Origin of the sequence: Nocardiopsis sp. CA-288880 (genome assembly GCF_050955985.1) — a bacterium.
GTDB classification, from domain to species: Bacteria; Actinomycetota; Actinomycetes; order Streptosporangiales; family Streptosporangiaceae; genus Nocardiopsis; species Nocardiopsis tropica.
On record NZ_CP192105.1, the window covers coordinates 3,491,738 to 3,507,595 of the forward strand.

Annotated in this window: 17 protein-coding genes; 9 read left to right on the forward strand and 8 right to left on the reverse strand. The window is 74.1% G+C overall.

Going from position 1 to position 15,858, the window contains the following annotated elements; genetic code table 11:
- Positions 1 to 124: 124 nt before the first annotated feature.
- Entirely contained in the window at positions 125 to 1,075 is a 951-nt protein-coding gene (locus tag ACQPYD_RS14980; protein WP_433701592.1) for an aminoglycoside phosphotransferase family protein, read from the forward strand.
- A 68-nt stretch (positions 1,076 to 1,143) separates the two neighbouring features.
- Here ACQPYD_RS14980 and ACQPYD_RS14985 read toward each other — a convergent pair whose 3' ends face one another.
- On the reverse strand, positions 1,144 to 1,482 hold the full coding sequence (locus ACQPYD_RS14985; RefSeq protein ID WP_433701594.1) for a hypothetical protein: 339 nt from the start codon (positions 1,480 to 1,482) through the stop codon (positions 1,144 to 1,146).
- Positions 1,483 to 1,680: 198 nt separating this feature from the next.
- Here ACQPYD_RS14985 and ACQPYD_RS14990 point away from each other — a divergent pair, with 198 nt between their 5' ends.
- Positions 1,681 to 1,929, forward strand: a complete 249-nt coding sequence (locus ACQPYD_RS14990) for a hypothetical protein (RefSeq protein ID WP_433701595.1) — start codon at positions 1,681 to 1,683, stop codon at positions 1,927 to 1,929.
- Positions 1,930 to 1,975: 46 nt separating this feature from the next.
- Here the strand turns inward: ACQPYD_RS14990 and ACQPYD_RS14995 are convergent, their stop codons facing one another.
- The 4 genes from ACQPYD_RS14995 to ACQPYD_RS15010 form a co-directional block, all read right to left on the reverse strand.
- The gene (locus ACQPYD_RS14995; protein ID WP_433701596.1) at positions 1,976 to 2,875 is read right to left on the reverse strand and encodes an aminoglycoside phosphotransferase family protein; all 900 of its coding nucleotides are present in this window, start codon (positions 2,873 to 2,875) and stop codon (positions 1,976 to 1,978) included.
- A gap of 155 nt (positions 2,876 to 3,030) precedes the next feature.
- Positions 3,031 to 4,053, reverse strand: coding sequence for a DUF6924 domain-containing protein (locus tag ACQPYD_RS15000; RefSeq protein WP_433701597.1), 1,023 nt, complete (start codon positions 4,051 to 4,053; stop codon positions 3,031 to 3,033).
- Positions 4,054 to 4,227: 174 nt separating this feature from the next.
- A complete protein-coding gene (locus tag ACQPYD_RS15005; RefSeq protein WP_433701598.1) occupies positions 4,228 to 5,052 on the reverse strand; it encodes a class I SAM-dependent methyltransferase in 825 nt (274 codons plus the stop codon).
- A gap of 150 nt (positions 5,053 to 5,202) precedes the next feature.
- Positions 5,203 to 5,901, reverse strand: a complete 699-nt coding sequence (locus tag ACQPYD_RS15010) for a metal-dependent transcriptional regulator (protein WP_330161513.1) — start codon at positions 5,899 to 5,901, stop codon at positions 5,203 to 5,205.
- 400 nt (positions 5,902 to 6,301) lie between these two features.
- Between ACQPYD_RS15010 and ACQPYD_RS15015 the strand changes: the two genes are divergently transcribed.
- A complete protein-coding gene (locus ACQPYD_RS15015) occupies positions 6,302 to 7,231 on the forward strand; it encodes a LysR family transcriptional regulator (protein WP_433701599.1) in 930 nt (309 codons plus the stop codon).
- Positions 7,232 to 7,380: 149 nt separating this feature from the next.
- On the forward strand, positions 7,381 to 7,938 hold the full coding sequence (locus tag ACQPYD_RS15020; protein ID WP_433701600.1) for a putative immunity protein: 558 nt from the start codon (positions 7,381 to 7,383) through the stop codon (positions 7,936 to 7,938).
- A gap of 13 nt (positions 7,939 to 7,951) precedes the next feature.
- Here the strand turns inward: ACQPYD_RS15020 and ACQPYD_RS15025 are convergent, their stop codons facing one another.
- A complete protein-coding gene (locus ACQPYD_RS15025; RefSeq protein WP_433701601.1) occupies positions 7,952 to 8,824 on the reverse strand; it encodes an oxidoreductase in 873 nt (290 codons plus the stop codon).
- Between the two features lie 130 nt (positions 8,825 to 8,954).
- On the opposite strand from ACQPYD_RS15025, the gene ACQPYD_RS15030 reads away from it, so the two are divergent.
- The 5 genes from ACQPYD_RS15030 (at position 8,955) to ACQPYD_RS15050 (ending at position 13,160) form a co-directional block, all read left to right on the forward strand.
- On the forward strand, positions 8,955 to 9,398 hold the full coding sequence (locus tag ACQPYD_RS15030; protein WP_433701602.1) for a winged helix-turn-helix transcriptional regulator: 444 nt from the start codon (positions 8,955 to 8,957) through the stop codon (positions 9,396 to 9,398).
- Positions 9,399 to 9,761: 363 nt separating this feature from the next.
- Positions 9,762 to 10,547, forward strand: a complete 786-nt coding sequence (locus ACQPYD_RS15035; protein ID WP_433701603.1) for a hypothetical protein — start codon at positions 9,762 to 9,764, stop codon at positions 10,545 to 10,547.
- A 32-nt stretch (positions 10,548 to 10,579) separates the two neighbouring features.
- Positions 10,580 to 11,755, forward strand: coding sequence for a sensor histidine kinase (locus tag ACQPYD_RS15040; protein ID WP_433701604.1), 1,176 nt, complete (start codon positions 10,580 to 10,582; stop codon positions 11,753 to 11,755).
- Positions 11,752 to 12,396 (forward strand): response regulator, encoded by a 645-nt coding sequence (locus ACQPYD_RS15045; protein ID WP_433702059.1) that lies wholly within the window; start codon positions 11,752 to 11,754, stop codon positions 12,394 to 12,396. Before ACQPYD_RS15040 ends, ACQPYD_RS15045 begins: the two co-directional genes overlap by 4 nt.
- A 260-nt stretch (positions 12,397 to 12,656) precedes the next feature.
- Positions 12,657 to 13,160, forward strand: coding sequence for a GNAT family N-acetyltransferase (locus ACQPYD_RS15050; RefSeq protein WP_433701605.1), 504 nt, complete (start codon positions 12,657 to 12,659; stop codon positions 13,158 to 13,160).
- Positions 13,161 to 13,212: 52 nt separating this feature from the next.
- Here the strand turns inward: ACQPYD_RS15050 and ACQPYD_RS15055 are convergent, their stop codons facing one another.
- Together ACQPYD_RS15055 and ACQPYD_RS15060 are read right to left on the reverse strand one after the other, a co-directional pair.
- Positions 13,213 to 14,841, reverse strand: a complete 1,629-nt coding sequence (locus tag ACQPYD_RS15055) for a thiamine pyrophosphate-dependent enzyme (RefSeq protein WP_433701606.1) — start codon at positions 14,839 to 14,841, stop codon at positions 13,213 to 13,215.
- A 60-nt stretch (positions 14,842 to 14,901) separates the two neighbouring features.
- A complete protein-coding gene (locus tag ACQPYD_RS15060) occupies positions 14,902 to 15,858 on the reverse strand; it encodes an ABC transporter substrate-binding protein (RefSeq protein ID WP_433701607.1) in 957 nt (318 codons plus the stop codon).

A 15,858-nucleotide genomic window follows, 5' to 3' on the forward strand; every position in this document is an offset into this window, starting at 1 on the left:
CGGGGCCCGTCCTCCCGGACGCGCGGGAGCACGTGCCGGACCGCGTTCCGCGTCCGGACCCCGGCGCCCGGTACAGCGCGCCGACCGTGCTGCCGTCCGCCCGGGGGCCTGGGATGATCGGGCCATGAACGACTTCATGACCCCGCAGGAGACCGCCCGCCGTGCCTCCGCCGCGGTCGACGCCGCCGTCGGCGCGGGGCGCGACCTCGGACTCACCGTGACCGACGCGAGGGTGCTCCACGACCTGTTCTCCGTCGTGGTCCACCTCGCGCCATCACCGGTCGTGGCCCGGATCCCCGTCGTCCTGCCGCCCGGAACGGACCTCGACGCCCTGGCGCACCGCCAGCGCGCGGAACTGGACGTGACACGGTGGCTGGCGGCCCGGGGGACGCCGGTGATCCCTCCCAGCCCCCTCGTCCCCCGGGAACCGGTGCGGCGCGACGGGTTCTCGATGACGTTCTGGCAGTTCGTCGAGGAGGACCGGGGCAGGGAGCCCGACTACGCGGCGAACGCCGAGAGCGTCGCGGGACTGCACGCCGCGATGCGCGACTACCCGGGCCGCCTGTCGTTCCTGTCCGCGGCCGAACCGCAGACCCTCGCCGATGACCTCGCCCGGCTCGACGGGCGCCCCGACCTCATCGATCCGTCCGACCTCGACCGCGCACGCCGCGAATGGCGTGTCCTGGAGCCCCTCGTGAGTTCGCGCGCGGCCTTCGAGAAGGCGTTCCCGGGGATCGGCGTCCAACCGATCCACGGCGACTCCCCGCCGGCGAACATCTTCTCCGGGGCGGACGGCGACCTCTACTCCGACTTCGAGCTGGTGACCCTGGGCCCCGTCGAATGGGACCTGGCCGCGCTCGGCCCGGAGATCGAATCCGCCTACGACCGCGGAGCCCGGCGCAGCGGCGTGCGGGAGCTGGACAGGGACGTCCTGCGCTTCGTGAACGCCGTGGGGATGCTGCGGGCCATCGCCGCCCTCGCCCTCGCGCCGCAGCTGCCCGTGCTGGTGGAGTACCTGGGTCCGGCCGTCGACCAGTGGCGGACGACGCCGTTCGCCGGTGGGATGGCCGACTGACCCCGGAGGATCCGTCCCGGCCGGGGAGCCCGCCGTGGCCGGGCCAGGCCGGGGGCACACATCGTTCCTCAGGGGCGCGGAACCCGTTCCGCGCCCTCGCCCCGCCTCCCCCGCACGAGGTTCGCCGCGGCGGCCGTGAACCCGCACAGCGCGAGAAAGGCGCCGATACGTCCTTCCCTGATGTCCAGGTGAACGGGGCGGCCGAGGCTCGGATGGTACGACAGGCGGAAGGCCCCCGTGTCGGAGACCCCGCCGTAGCCGAGGTGCGCCGAAGCCCACGTGAGGGCGAAGGCGGCATTCAGCACGACCAGTCCCGCCAGCGTTCCGAAGAGGAAACCGTGGACGAATCGCCTGCCGTGGAGAACGATGACGGCCCCGCCTCGTGGAGGAAGACGTGAATGGTCCACGAGTGTTGTACCGGGCGGCCCTTCTCCTGTCACATCCGCTCAGGGCCCCCGGTTCCGCCGTCAGGTCCCCGATGTGGGGGAACCCCGCACCCCGTCGCGGACCCCTGACCGGATGGGGTCGCCGCCCTTGCGCGGAGCCCCCGGGCGGGTAGCGTGGTCGCACCTCGGGACCAGGCCGCCGAGGGAAGGGCGGAGCCGATGAAGCCGAGTGACCCCACCTGCTCCATGTGCGGGCGGCAGTACGACGGCGAGTTCATGACGGGCCTGCCCTGCCGCGTGTTCAGCCCCGAGGACGTCGTGACTCCGGGATGCCCGGCCCAGGCGCACATGATCGCCGACCTGGAGGCGAAGGCGCCCCGGGGAAGCACACCGCCGGCCGGGGGATGCCTCATGCTCCTCCTGGTGCTGCCGGCGCTACCGGCGTTGCTGGCCGCTCTGCCCCTGTGACCCCTGCTCCGCACGGGCCGCGACGGTGAACCCCACGGCCGCCGCACTATCCGGCGAGGGCCTCGCCGATCTGGCGGGTGGTCTGCTCGGCGACCCGCGCGTCGTGTGCCGCGTAGGCGGTGTAGGCGCTCAGCCCCGAGGCCAGCGCCCAGCCCCGCCCCCGGGTCCAGGTGTCCTCGTCCACACCGAGCGCGGCGCGGAAGGCGGCCCGGCTCCCGGCCGACATCAGGGTGAAGGCGATGGTCATGTCGCGCGCCGGGTCCCCGACCCCCAGTTCGCCGAAGTCGATGACCGCGCTGAGGCGGCCGTTGTCCATCAGCAGGTTTCCGGTGTGGAAGTCGCCGTGGAACCAGACGGGCGGCCGGTCCCATCCGGGGGCGCCGAGCGCCGCCTCCCACAGCCCGGTCATGGCCGCGGCGTCGAACACGCCGCCGACCTCCGCGATGGCGGCCCGCGTCTGCCTGTCCCGGGCGGCCAACGACCTGTCCTCGGCCGCCGTGTCCGCGCCGTCGGCCGGGGCCCCCTCGGGGGCGAACCGCTGAAGGGCGCTCAGGAACCCGGCCAGTTCGACAGCGGCGCCGCGGGAGTCCCCCAGCGCCTCGACGGTCGCCACCTCGCCGTCCATCCAGCGCGACACCGCCCACGGCCACGGGTAGCCGAGGTCGGGTTCGCCCACCGCCACGGGGGCCGGCACGGCCAGGGGCAGGTGCGGGGCGAGCCGGGGCAGCCACGCGAACTCCTTGCGGGCCTGGCCGCCCGCACCGGCGTGGCGCGGCAGCCGGACCGAGAGCTCGTCGCCCAGGCGGTGGATGACGTGGTCCGAGCCGGCCGGGCCGAACGGCCTGAGCGGGAGCGTGGACCACTGCGGGAACTGGGCGTCGACCAGGCGCCTGACGAGCGCGGTGTCGATGAAGGGTCGGGGGTCCGGGGGCGTGTCGGTTCCCAAGAGCAGCTCCAGCCGTCGGCCCGCTGCGTCCGGCGGGCGCCTGGGCCATCACAGTGCCCCGGGCGCCCGCCTGTCCACCGGTTTTCACCGCGCGGCACAGGGCGGAGGGGGACGGCGCGGGGCACCGTCGTCCCCCTCCGCCCCGCGGCCCCGTGTCACAACCTGATCTGCTCGTCGGTGAGCGCCTCCCTGGCGTCCCAGTACTGGATGTATCCCTCGTCGACGTAGAAGTCGGAGAAGTCCATGTTGGCGATGGACAGGTTGTTCTCGATCGATTGGATCGCCACGGGGACCGCGCGGAAGGACAGGCCGGGTTCCTCGTACAGGTCCACGACCAGGAGCGGGTGCCTGGGGTCGCCCATGGTCGTCCTGTCGGCGATGATCAGGAAGCTGTGCTCGTAGTCCCGCGGGACCAGGGAGAGGATCTGCTCCGTGGTGGCACCCGCGAACCGGGGGTCGTCGAGGACGTCCACGTAGGCGTGGTAGAACTCTTCCTCCTCCCCCTCCTGTCGGAAGGCGCCGTCCGGCACAGGAGCGCGGACCTCCGCGACCACGGCCTCCCAGACCGCGTCGTCGGTGTGGTCGGTGCGGACGATCAGCGCGTCCTCGGTGTGGGGCAGCAGTTCCATGCGCGTGTCCGGGGCCCGGTACGGGGCCGTGCGGGCCGAGAGCTCCAGCCGGGCCCCGAAGACGTCGTCGGGCCCCGGGGAGGAGTCCTCGTCCTGCGCGAAACCGTCCGCGAAATCCTCGTCGAGCGCTTGGACCAGCAGGTGGAACACGGCCGCGGCGTGCGGGCCGATCCGGTAGGAGTCCTCCCCGTCCCGGAGGGCCAGCAGGGGGAGCAGGAGCGTGTCGGCCATGGTCGTCTCGTCGGCGAGCAGGACCAGGCTGGGGACCCACGTCCCGGCGCGGTGCAGGGCGTCGCGGACCTCGTCGGGGCCGGCGCCGCTCCAGGCGGGGTCGTCCACCACGACCAGGTGTTTGGGGTTCTTCTCCAGGATCGCGGATTCCCGCGCGCTCACCGGGCCCGGTCCGGGCGGGTACGCGCCGGGCAGGTCGCCCAGGCGGGAGCGCAGGTTCTTCCAGGCGTCGTCGTCGGCGTAGTGGGTGCGCACGATCAGGAGTCCGGGCACCGGGGGGCCGTCGGAGGCCGGGGGGAGGTTCAGGGTGGGGTGCATCGGGGGCCGCTTCGCAGGAGGGGATGGGACCCCTCGGTTCTAGCAGGGCGGACCGACGATCCGCCCGGCCTCCCGCGCCGGGCGTCCCGCCCGCGAAGGCACGGGCGGCGGTCCCCCGCGACCGGTTCGTCCGGCCGGAGCCCGCCGCGGCGGGCGCGGGGGCGCGCCGCCGGCTCAGAAGCGGAAGCGCAGCACCCGCATCATCCCCCGGGTCCACGGCCACCGGGGCAGCACCCGGTACAGGGAGCGGAAGGGCTGCTCGGGCACGGAGGCGTGGTCCCCGACCACCTCGTAGTCGCCGGTCAGCGACAGCCCCGGATACCAGCACTCCGGCAGGCGGGGGTCCTCCAGGCCGTACATCTGCCAGCCGAACACCCCGGCCAGTCGGCCCACGTGGGGAGACACGACGTCGAACACCATCTCGCCCCCGCCGGGGAAGCACGCCAGGATGCGGCCGAGCAGGGCATGGGTCTCCTCCGGCCGCAGATACTCCACCAGGCCCTCGGCGACCACCAGGACGGGCGCGCCGGTCGGGACCTCCTCCAGCCAGTCGGACTCGGTCGCCGATCCGGCGAGGAGCCGGTAGCGCGGGGGCTCGGGCAGGACCCTGCGGCGCAGGGCGACGACGTCGGGAAGGTCCGTGTCGATCCAGCGGCCCCGCTCGGGGGCGCCGACGCGCAGGGCGCGGGCGTCCAGCCCGCAGGCCAGCTGGAGGACGGTCCCCCCGGGGTTCGCCGCGATCCACTCGCGCACCCACGCGTCGATGCGGCGGGCGCGGAGCAGGACCATGTAGCGGTCCCCCGAGGTGCCCCGGAGGTGGCGCCGGTCGAACTCCAGGCGGTCCATCACGTCCACGGCCCACACGTCGCCGAGGACCGGTCGGGTGTTGCGGAAGTCGAGGACTTTGTGGTGGACGGTCCACAGCAGGGTGCTCTCGACCTTGCCCAGGCGGACGTCGATCTTGTCCGTCGCTCGGTTCCCGGATCCGCCCTCGCCCATGCCCGGTGTCCTCTCGTCCGGCGATCGGTGACCGGTTCCCTACCCGTTACCGTCCGCCGGACGCGCGGAACCGGCGACCGTGTCCCGGCACTCTCCCGGTGGCCGGTAGCGGGCCCGGGCGGGGCGCAGGAACGCACGCGGCGCCGGGCGCTACTTGGCCTCGGGGCTGATCCACAGGGCCTCGGCGGCCACGAGGCCGAGGGCCTGGGAGCGCTCGGGGGCGCCCTCGTCGGGGCGCACCGCGATCTGGAGGGACCCCGCGAAGGGCTGGCGCTCGACCACCTCCACGTTCATCCCGATGCCGATCTCGATGTCGGCGAGGTAGCGGAGCAGTTCGGGGTCGGTGTCGTTGACCCGCACGATGACGCCGCTGACGCCCTCGTCGGCGTTGGACAGCAGCACGGACTCGCGCTCGACGATGTGCCCGTCGCGGGTCGGGATGGGGTCGCCGTGGGGATCCACCACGGGGTTGCCCAGGTGGGCGGCGATACGGTCGACGAACTTGTCCGACACGACGTGTTCGAGGATCTCGGCCTCGTCGTGGACCTCGTCCCACGAGTAGCCCAGTTCGGCGACCAGGTAGGTCTCCAGGAGGCGGTGGCGGCGCAGCACCGACAGCGCGGCCCTGGTCCCGGCCTCGGTGAGGTTGACCGCGCCGTAGCGCTGGTGCTCGACCAGGCCGAGTTCGGTGAGCTTGCGGAGCATCCCCGAGACCGAGGAGTTGGACACCGACAGGCGTTCGGCCATTCCGGAGATCGTCACCGGGCCGGTGCCGCGCTCCTGTAGGTCGTAGACGACCTTCACGTAGTCCTCGGCCGATGTGGACGGCCGTGCCGGTGTGTTCCCCATGGCCATAACCGTATCGCGGACCGCCCGCCGGAAACGATTTCCGTGCCGCCCTGTGGACGGGGCCCGAACCTCCCCGAACAGCCGTGAAGGGTCTCACCCCGGGCAGTTCTGACCGGACGGCGGCCCCAGTGCCGGACGCCCCCGTGAGACGATCCGCGCCCCGGCCGGGCCGACCTCGCGAACCTGCACGGAACCGCAGGCGCAACGCACCCACACGGTCAGACCGAGGCCCGTGGCATGTCGGGACACCACCAGGAACGGCTGGTCGTCGGGCCATCCGCAGTGGGGGCAGAGAGTCGTCATCGCACACCTTCTCCATCGGGGTCTCACACCAGCCTCACGGCCGAAACCGTTAATGTCCAGGTTGATTTTCCGCATGGTTATGTGAAGAATCAGGTACATGATCGATCTCAGGCGCCTCCGTATCCTGCGGGCCGTCGCCCACTACGGGACGGTGACCGCCGCCGCCGGAGCCCTGCACTTCACCCCCTCCGCCGCCTCCCAGCAGATCCGCCAGCTGGGCAGGGAACTCGGCGTCACGCTCCTGGAGCCCAACGGACGGGGCGTGCGGCTCACACCCGCCGCCCGCACCCTGCTCGACCACGCCGACGCCATCCACACGCGGTGGGAGCAGGCCGAGATCGAGATGCGCGGGCTGGGCACCGAGCCCTCCGGACTCCTGCGGGTGGCCGCCTTCCCCATGGCGCTGTCCCGGCTTCTCGCCCCCATGGCCGCGGCCCTGACCGCCCGGCACCCCCAGCTCGACGTGCGCGTCCTGGAGGCCGAGCCCGGGGAGTGCCTGGACCTGCTTTTCCAGGGGGAGATCGAGCTGACGGTCATCGAGGCCGCGCCGGGGGCGCCGCCCCGCACCGACGCCCGTTTCGACCAGACCCCGCTCCTGGACGACGTGTTCGACCTCGTGGTGTCCGACCGCCACCGCCTCGCGGGGAGGGAGAGCGTGGCGCTGGCCGAGACCGCCGCCGAGTCGTGGATCCTGCCGACCCCCGGCACGACCTGCCACGCGCACACCATGACCGCCTGCGCCGCCGTCGGCTTCACCCCCGACGGCTCCCACCAGGCCCTGAACTGGGGAGCCGTCGCCAGCCTGGTCGCGCACGATCTGGGGGTGGCCCTCATCCCGCGGATGAACGACCTCTCCCCCGGCCTGCCCATCGCCCGGGTGCTCCTGGAGGGCCCCTACGTCCCGGTGCGCAAGATGCTCACGTGCGTCCGGGAGGGATCGCGCCGCAACCCCGCGGTGGCCGCCGCCCAGGAGGAGCTCCAGAGGCTCGCCGCCACCGCCGCCGTCTCCACCGCCGTCCCCGCCTGACCGCCTGCGCCGACGTCGGGCGGGTGCCGGGTGCTCACCGCGTTTTGAGGGTTCTGCCTTCCCAGTAGGCGTGAACGGCGGCAAAGCTTACACCGGTGTTTCACAGATAAAATCAAGGTGCCTCCTCCCCTCCGCAGAAGGGCGGCACCATGGCGGACGCCTCCACGACCATCGAACTCGACCGGGCCGAACTCCGCGAGGTCACCGGCTTCACGGTGGCGTGCGCGCGCCCCTCACTGGCGCTCTTCGAGCGCGAGCGGCCCGGCGACCGGCGTCCCCGGGCCGCGATCGAGGCGGCGCTGGCGTTCGCTGACGGGGCCGAGCGGACCAAGGCGATCCGCGACAACGCGTGGGCGGCGCACCGCGCGGCCCAGGAGACCCGCGACGCGGGCCGGGGCGCGGCGAGCGCCGCCGCGCGCGCCGCCGCCAACACGTGCGGTGCGGCGTTCCTCCACCCCCTGGCCAAGGCGACCCAGGTCAAGCACATCCTCGCGTCGGCCGCGTACACCGCGCACGCCCTCGAACTCTCCTCCGGGGACGGCCCCGACACCGCCGACGAGCACCTCGCGCGGCTGGGGCTCCTCGCCACCCCCGTCGTCGTGGACGTCCTGGGACGCTACCCCGACGCCCCGCCCGGCGGCGGGCGCGTCGGGGAACTCGTCCGCCGGTTGGACGCGTCCCTCCGGCGGTCCCCGCCGGTGCGCTGACGGAGTGTCCCTGTCAGCGGCCGATCCCGTCCAGCTCGGCGAGGTCCTCGGCGGAGAGCCGGAGTCCCGCGCCGGCGGCGTTCTCGCGCAGGTGCGCCCTCGACGAGGTTCCGGGGATGAGCAGGATGTTCGGCGACCGCCGGAGCAGCCAGGCCAGGGCCACCGACATCGGCGTCGCGTCCAGGCGGTCGGCCACGGCGGAGAGCGACGAGGACTGCAGGGGGCTGAAGCCGCCGAGCGGGAAGAAGGGCACGTAGGCGACGCCCTGTCCGGCGAGCTCGTCGATCAGCTCGTCGTCCTGGCGGTGGGCGAGGTTGTACATGTTCTGCACGCACACGATCGGCGCCATGGCGCGTGCCTCGGCGACCTGCTCCGCCGTCGCGTTGCTCACCCCCAGGTGCCGGATCAGGCCCTGCTGCTGGAGTTCGACGAGGGTCGCCAGGGGCTCGGCGAGCGAGCCGGGGCGGGGCCCCTGGGCGTCACCGAGTCGGAGGTTGACCAGGTCGAGCACGTCGAGGCCGAGGTCGTCGAGGTTCTCGTGGACGGCGCGGCGCAGGTCCTCGGGCTCGCGGGCCGGGGGCCAGCCGCCGTGCCGGTCGCGGTCGGCGCCGACCTTGGTCACCAGGTGCAGCTCCGGGGGGTAGGGGTGCAGCGCTTCGCGGATGAGCTGGTTGGTGAAGCGCGGCCCGTAGGCGCCGGCGGTGTCGATGTGCGTGATCCCGAGGTCGACGGCCTCGCGCAGGACGGCGAGCGCGGCGTCGCGGTCGGTCGGCGGACCCATGACCCCGGGGCCGGCCAGCTGCATGGCCCCGTAGCCGAACCGTGAGACGGACAGATCTCCCAGGGTCCAGGCGCCGCCGGGGAGGGGGGTGGGGGTCGTGTTCATGTCCTTGCCTTTCGTCGAGGGCCGGGGGTGGTGCCCAACGGCTCCTTGCATCAGTATGGGAAGGCAACTTCCTTCTGGGAAGTAGGCACTTCAGGGTGCGTAAGTCACCCACGGGTGAGGGGAGCAGGCGATGGCGACGAGGACGGCGGCCCAGAAGAGGGCACAGGCCAAGGCCGAGTACGACGCCTTCCTGGCGGTGTGTCCCAGCCGTCAACTACTCGACCGCATCTCCGACAAATGGGTCACGCTGATTCTGTGCGCCCTGGGCGGGGACGGTTCGCCCCTGCCGGGTTCCAGCGGCCCCGGCGGGCCCCGGCCGATGCGCTACTCCGAGCTGTCGCGCCGGCTGGCGGGCGTCAGCCAGAAGATGCTCACCCAGACGCTGCGCTCGCTGGAACGCGACGGGCTCCTCACCCGCACGGCGGTGCCGACCGTGCCCGTCACGGTCACCTACGAGCTGACCGACCTCGGTCTCTCACTGCACGGGGCGGTGCGCACCATCAGGGCCTGGGCCGAGACGCACATGGACGACGTGCTCGCCAACCGCGACGCGCACGACGACCGCGACGCCTGAACCACCCCGTCCCGCGGAGCGGAGGCAGCGCGCCGGCCCTCCCGCCCCGCCCCTGCCCGCTCGGCCCGAGCCGTCCGCGCCGCGCCGAGTGCTGCCGCCGACAGCCGGACCGCTCCGACCAGGAGCCCTTCTTCCCCGCCCCCGGCCCGCCTCCCGTGCCGGGGCGGTCCCGGTCGCGGACGAGTCCCTCCGGCAGTCCCGTCGGCGCGCTGAGGGAGGGCCTCGCCGACCGGGGCGAGCAGGCCCGGCCCCTCCCCCCGGGACCGGGCTGCCCGACCGCGGCGGGCGGACCCCCGACCAAAGAGACGGCTCCGGTAACGAAAGGAGAATGCGTTCGCGCCCGCCGGCCCCCAGGCTGGGCGCATGACCACGTTCTCCGAGACCGATCGGGTGCCGGACCTCTCCGGCTTCCCCGGCCGCCGCATCGGCGGCGCGGCGCTCGTCGCCGCTCCGCTCCTGTGGTGCACCGGCCTGTTCCTGCGCTACCTCGCCCTGCACGGAGGCGCCTTCACCGACGCGGAGCTGCGCGCGTTCGAGGCCCAACCCTTCATGGCGGCCTCCCAGCTCGCTGCCTACACGGAGGCGCCTCTGGCGGCCACGGCCGCACAGGCACTGTTCGCCTCCGGGACCATGCTGCTGGTCCTCGCGTTCGCCGCCCTCGCACGCCTGGCCGCCCCGGCGTCTCCGCGCCTCGCCACGACGGGCGCCGTGCTGATCGCGCTCGGACTGCTCGCCCGGATGTACGCGGTGGGCGTCGACGCAACCGCCTTCGCCCTGGTGGACGACCTCGGCCTCGGTCCGGCGACGGCGACCGTGACCGCCGTCTACACCGATGTCTCCTACGGTCCGTGGCGTGTGCCGGTGATCGCGTACTTCGGCCAGTACACCGGGGTTCTGCTGCTGGCGGTCGGCGCCCACCGCTCGGGGGTGCTCGGCACGGGCCGCACCGTCCTGCTGCTGTTGTGGGGCGCGCTCTGGATCGGGGTACTGAAGGAGGCGACGCTGTTGGACTGCGCCATCGCGGCGGCAGCGGCCGGGCTGGTGTTCGCACCGCTCGGGGTCCGTGTTCTGAGGAGGGCGGTGCCCTACCGCGCGGCGGAGCGGGGCGGAGCGCCCGCGAACACGTGGTCGCGCCTTCTCAGCTGGTGACCGTGCGGTGGTGGGCGGCTAGGGTGTGGCGAGTGAGTGTCGAGTGCCGTGCCCGCCCTCGGTCCGGCCGGGCCGACCGGGTGCTCGGCAGGGCGGTGTCCGCCGTCCTCCCCCTGGGGGCGTTCTGCGGCGCCTTCTACCCCTTGCTGTATCCACCGTCCTACGCCGCTCTGGTGACCGGGTTCACCGCAGTGCCCGGCGTCGCCGCGGCCCTGGTGGTCGGTGCGGCCGCCGCAGCCGCTGTCCGGGCGGCACCGCACCCGGTCTGGCCGCTGATGGCTCTGGCCGCCGTGGACGCCGTGCTCCGGGCCCCCGGTCCGGTGACCGCCATCGCCCTCTACGTCTGGGCGGTCCACGGCCGGCCTCCAGCCGTTGCCGTGGCCGCTGTGGGAACGACCTTCCTTTCCGTGGTCCCGCGGCCCGGGGTGGACTGGGACTCGGCCCTCGGCAACGCACCGCTGTTCGTGTGGCTGCCGTTGGCCCTGGGAGCGTGGACCGCCGTTCGCGCCCAGGTGCTGGCCGGGCTGGTGGAGAGGGCCGACCGGCTCGAACGCGAGCGGTCCGCCTTGGCTGCGCAGGCCCGTGCCGAGGAACGGACCCGGATCGCCCGCGACATGCACGACGTCGTCGCGCACCGGGTGTCGCTCATCGTGCTGCGGGCCGGGGCTCTGGAGGTCGGCGCGTCCGACGGGGCCACCGCGGCGGAGGCGGAGCTGATCCGCCGGACCGGCCAGGACGCCCTCCTCCAACTGCGTCATGTGCTCGGGGTGCTCGGCCGGTCAGGGGAGGCCGCGTCCGGCGCCCCGGACCTCCTGCGCCCCCCGCCCGTACTCGCGGACCTGGCGGAACTGGTCGACCGGTCACGGTCGGCGGGCGTCCCGGTCGAGCTGGAGCTTCCGGACGGAGGCGGAGCAGACACGGTCGACCCCGTCGAGGAGCACGCCGTGTACAGGGTCGTGCAGGAGGCGCTGACCAACGTGCACAAGCACGCGGGAGGCGCCGCGACCCGCGTAGCGGTGCGCCGGGAGCCCGAAGCCGTCGAGGTCGCGGTGGAGAACTCCCCGCCCGAGAGGGCTCCCCTGGCCCTGCCAGGGACCGGGACAGGCCTCATCGGGTTGCGCGAGCGCGTCGAAGCGCTGGGCGGCGACTTCCGGGCGGCGCCGACCCCGCGGGGCGGGTTCCGGGTGTGGGCGAGGCTGCCGACGTGATCCGGGTCCTCCTCGCCGACGACGAGACGCTGGTCCGCACCGGACTGCGGATGATCCTGGAGACGGCCGACGACCTGGAGGTCGTGGGGGAGGTCGCGGACGGCGCAGAGGCACTCGCCGCCGTCCGCAGCCTGCAGCCGGACGTGGTCCTGATGGACGTCCGCATGCCCCGGATGAACGGGGTGGCTGCGCTCAAGGCGATCAACCGGGAGCCCGATCCGCCCAAGGTCGTCATGCTGACGACGTTCGACCTGGACGACTACGTGTACGGTGCCCTGCACGCGCGGGCTGCGGGGTTCCTGCTCAAGGGCAGTGGTCCCCGTGAACTGATAACCGCCGTCCGCGCCGTGGTCGACGGCACCGCGATCCTCGCCCCGGCCCTCACCCGGCGATTGGCCGATGCCTTCGCCGAACGCCGTCCCGCTGGAGTGCGCGATGCACGCGACCGTCTGGCGAGGCTCACCGCACGGGAGAGTGACGTCGTCGACGGTGTGGCCAGGGGTCTGGCCAACGCGGAGATCGCCCGGGAACTGGTGATGACCGAGACCACGGTCAAGGCCCACGTCAGCCGGTCCCTGGCCAAACTGGGCCTGGCCAACCGGGTCCAGATCGCCCTGCTCGTGCGCGATGCCGAGCGGTGAGAGCGCATCCGGCCGGGGCCCGGGGTTCGTGGTACGGCAGGGGTCTTCGGGGATCTGCCGGGCCCCGGAGGCCGTCCGGTCCCAGGCCGCGCGCGGCCGGGCGGGTTCGGCCCCGTCGGCGGAATGACGGGCGGGGCGCGTCCGTCGACCGCGTCGGGCCGGTCGGGCCCTCTCCGGAACCGGGGCTCCGATCGGAGCGGCCGCCCCCGCCCTCCCCGAGGACGCGTGTCCACGGGAACGGCTCCGCTAGCATCACGCGGATGAGCGCTCCCCGCCGCGATCCCCGGCCCGGCGTCGTCCCGGGAACCGAGAACGAGCACGCCGCCTGCGCCGACCTGTGGACGCGCGCCCTCGCCCACCGCGACGGGACGGCGCCCGACCCCGCCGCCAGGGACCGGGTGCTGCGCAAGCTCGGGATGCCGCCCCACCTGCTCCTCGTACTGCGTCCCGCGGAGGGCGGCGACCCGGCGGGGTTCTCGCTGAGCTTCCCGCCCGCCGCCGGGGACCCGTCGCGCACCGCGCACCTGGCCTTCCTCGCACTGGACCCCGCCCGCCGGGGGCGCGGATGGGGACGCCGCCTCCTGGCCGCCACCCTGGACCGCCTGTCGGGGACGGCCGACGCGGTCACCCTGGAGGTCCTCCCCGACAACGCGGTCGCCCGCGCCCTCTACGAGTCCACGGGGTGGCGGGCGGTGGGCGAGGGCCGGTTCGAGGGCTCCGGCCGGTCCAGCGTCGTCTACCGACTCGACCTCGACCGGGGCTGACCGCCCCGGGCCTCCACGCGTGCGCGCGGTACCCCCTCCGGCCCGGGCGCTCTCAGGGCGCGAAGGCGGGGTCCGGGGCCACGGCCACGTCCAGGACCAGCGGCTCGTCGCGGTCGGCGAGCCCGGGGACGACCTCGTCCAGGACCCGCACCAGGTCGCCGTGGGCGCGGACCTCCACCGCCGGGCAGCCCAGCCCCCGGGCGAGGGCCGCCAGGGAGACCTCGCCGAACGCGGGCCAGGGCGGCTTGCCTCCCCTGTGCTCGGCGAGGCGGTCCATGATCGCGTAGCGGCCGTTGGCCAGGACGACGAAGAGGACCCCGGCCCGGTAGCGGTGGGCGCTCCACAGCGCCTGCACCTGGTACAGCGCGGATCCGTCGCCGACGACCGCGACCACGGGGCGTTCGGGGGCGGCCATGCGGACCCCGGTGGCGGCGGGGAGCGCGAAGCCGAGCCCGCCCATGGCGGCCGACAGGAAGCCCAGCGGGGCGCGGGCGGGCAGCAGCCGGTGCAGCTGCGGCCGGCTGGAGGGGGTCTCCTCGACCACGACCGTGTCCGGTGCGATCCGTTCGGCCAGGGCCCGCAGGACGTGGGCCGCGCGCAGCGGCTCGCCCTCCGCCGGCGGCGCCACCTCCTCATGGGCCGCCGCCGACCATGGCGCCGGGGATACGGGGCGTTCGCGCACCAGGTCCGCGACCACCGCCGTGAAGGGCGCGACCGGGGCGATGACGGCGATCCCCGCGGGTCCGCGGTGGGCCTCCGCGGGGTCCTCGGAGACCATCGCCAGTCGGGTGCCGGGGACCACGAGGGGGCCGTCCGCGTAGATGTACTGGCGGAAGACCGGGGCGCCCGCCGTGAACACCGCGTCGTGGCCGCGCAGTGCCTCCCGCAGCCGCGAGCGCTCGGCGGGCAGGTGCCCGGCGAACAGCGGGTGGTCCTGGGGGAACCCGGCGCGGGCGCCGAAGCTCTCCTGGTAGACGGGGGCGCCCAGCCGTTCGGCGAGTGCCGTCAGGGCGGCCCACGCGGGCGCGCTGTCGGCGCCGGCCCCCACCACCAGGGCGGGGTGTGCGGCGCCGTCCAGGAGCGCGGCGACCTCGGCCGCCGCGCCGTCGTCGGGGGCCACGTGCGCGGGGCGGGCCACCCGCACCGCCGCGGCCCGGGGCTGTCCGGGGTCCACCGGGTGCGACCAGTCGTCCATGCACACGATGACCAGGGCGGGTCCGTGTCCGTGCGAGGCCTCGTGGTGGGCGCGCACGACGGCGGCGGGCACGTCCTGGGCGCGCGGGGGCCGGTGGACCGCGACCGGGTAGTCCCCGGCGAGGCCTTCGAGCCGTCCGGCCAGGAAGGGCTCGTGTTCCAGGTGGCGCCGGTCCTGCTGGCCGACCAGGACCACGAGCGGCGCGCGGTTGACGCGAGCCGTGGCCAGGGCGCCGACCGCGTTGCCCAGGCCGGCGGTGGTGTGCAGCAGCACCATCGCGGGCCGGTCGCGGGCGATGGCCCAGCCCGTGGCCATGCCGACCACGGAACCCTCGTGCAGTCCCAGGACGAAGTCGACGTCGTCGGGCAGGTCCACCAGGAACGGGACCTCGGTGGAGCCGGGGTTGGCGAAGACCGTGGTCATCCCCAGTTCGCGCATGGCCCCCAGGGTCTGCTCGCGCACGGTCGGCCTCGTCTGGTCGGGCACGGTGCCCCTTCTCTCGGTCGGTGCGGCTCGGCCGGTCCGGCTCGGCGGCGGGCGGCCCGGTCAGCGGTACAGGGCGGCCAGGTCGGCCTCGGTCCCGATGAGGCCGTCCTCCAGCATCAGGTCGGCGAGGACGCCCACGGACTCCTCGTTGACGGCCTCGGGCCAGCGGGGCAGGCGGATGTCGGTCAAGGCGGCCCCGTCGATCTCGGTGTACTCGCCGAGGACGCGGCGCACCTCGTCGGGGTTGGCCTCGGCGTAGGCGAAGGACTCCTGGAGGGCGGCCTCGACGTCGTCGATGAGTTCGGGCTCCCGGGCCAGCATCTCCTCGGAGGTGAAGTAGGCGGCCACGGACAGCTCGGGGTGGGTGTCCACGAAGTTGGAGGCGATCTCGCGGTTGCCCGCGTCGAGGGCGGCGGTGGTGAAGGGCTCGACGAGCCAGGCGGCGTCGATCCGGCCGTTCTCCAGGGCGGGGACCATGTCGGGGAACGCCATCTCGACGAACTCGATGTCGGAGGGGTCGCCGCCCGCCTCGCGGACGGACTCCCGGACGGTGGTGTCGCCGATGTTGAGGAGGTTGTTGGCGGCGACCGTCGTGCCCTCCAGGTCGGCGGCGGTCTCCACGGGGCTGTCGTCGCGGACGAACACGGCGCTGAAGTCCGCGCCCTGCTCCCCGTTGCTGGAGACGCCGTTGGCGAACACCTTGAGGGGCAGCCCCTGGTCCCGGGCGACGAGGAGGGAGACGGTGTTGCCGAAGGCGAACTCGAAGTTCCCGCTGACCACGCCGGGGACGGCGGCGGCTCCGCCCGAGCCCGGCTGGATCTCCAGGTCGATGCCGCGGTCGGCGAAGAAGCCCTGGTCGACGCCGAGGTGGAGGGGCGCCACGTCCACGATGGGGATGGCGCCCGCGGTGATCCGGCGCAGACCGCCCTCTTCGTCCTCCCCGCCACCGCCGCCGGAGCAGGCCGTGGCGAGGACGAGTACGGCGATACCGCTGAGGGCGGTCGAAAGTCGGCGCAT

What these genes read in the sequence shown, in the direction of transcription:
- ACQPYD_RS15010 (WP_330161513.1), bottom strand. Translation starts at nt 5,901, where the DNA reads ATGGGGAACACACCGGCACGGCCGTCCACATCGGCCGAGGACTACGTG.
- ACQPYD_RS15050 (WP_433701605.1), top strand. Translation starts at nt 12,657, where the DNA reads ATGAGCGCTCCCCGCCGCGATCCCCGGCCCGGCGTCGTCCCGGGAACC.
- ACQPYD_RS15020 (WP_433701600.1), top strand. Translation starts at nt 7,381, where the DNA reads ATGGCGGACGCCTCCACGACCATCGAACTCGACCGGGCCGAACTCCGC.
- ACQPYD_RS15025 (WP_433701601.1), bottom strand. Translation starts at nt 8,824, where the DNA reads ATGAACACGACCCCCACCCCCCTCCCCGGCGGCGCCTGGACCCTGGGA.
- ACQPYD_RS15035 (WP_433701603.1), top strand. Translation starts at nt 9,762, where the DNA reads ATGACCACGTTCTCCGAGACCGATCGGGTGCCGGACCTCTCCGGCTTC.
- ACQPYD_RS15030 (WP_433701602.1), top strand. Translation starts at nt 8,955, where the DNA reads ATGGCGACGAGGACGGCGGCCCAGAAGAGGGCACAGGCCAAGGCCGAG.
- ACQPYD_RS15000 (WP_433701597.1), bottom strand. Translation starts at nt 4,053, where the DNA reads ATGCACCCCACCCTGAACCTCCCCCCGGCCTCCGACGGCCCCCCGGTG.
- ACQPYD_RS15005 (WP_433701598.1), bottom strand. Translation starts at nt 5,052, where the DNA reads ATGGGCGAGGGCGGATCCGGGAACCGAGCGACGGACAAGATCGACGTC.
- ACQPYD_RS14980 (WP_433701592.1), top strand. Translation starts at nt 125, where the DNA reads ATGAACGACTTCATGACCCCGCAGGAGACCGCCCGCCGTGCCTCCGCC.
- ACQPYD_RS15015 (WP_433701599.1), top strand. Translation starts at nt 6,302, where the DNA reads ATGATCGATCTCAGGCGCCTCCGTATCCTGCGGGCCGTCGCCCACTAC.
- ACQPYD_RS14990 (WP_433701595.1), top strand. Translation starts at nt 1,681, where the DNA reads ATGAAGCCGAGTGACCCCACCTGCTCCATGTGCGGGCGGCAGTACGAC.
- ACQPYD_RS15060 (WP_433701607.1), bottom strand. Translation starts at nt 15,858, where the DNA reads ATGCGCCGACTTTCGACCGCCCTCAGCGGTATCGCCGTACTCGTCCTC.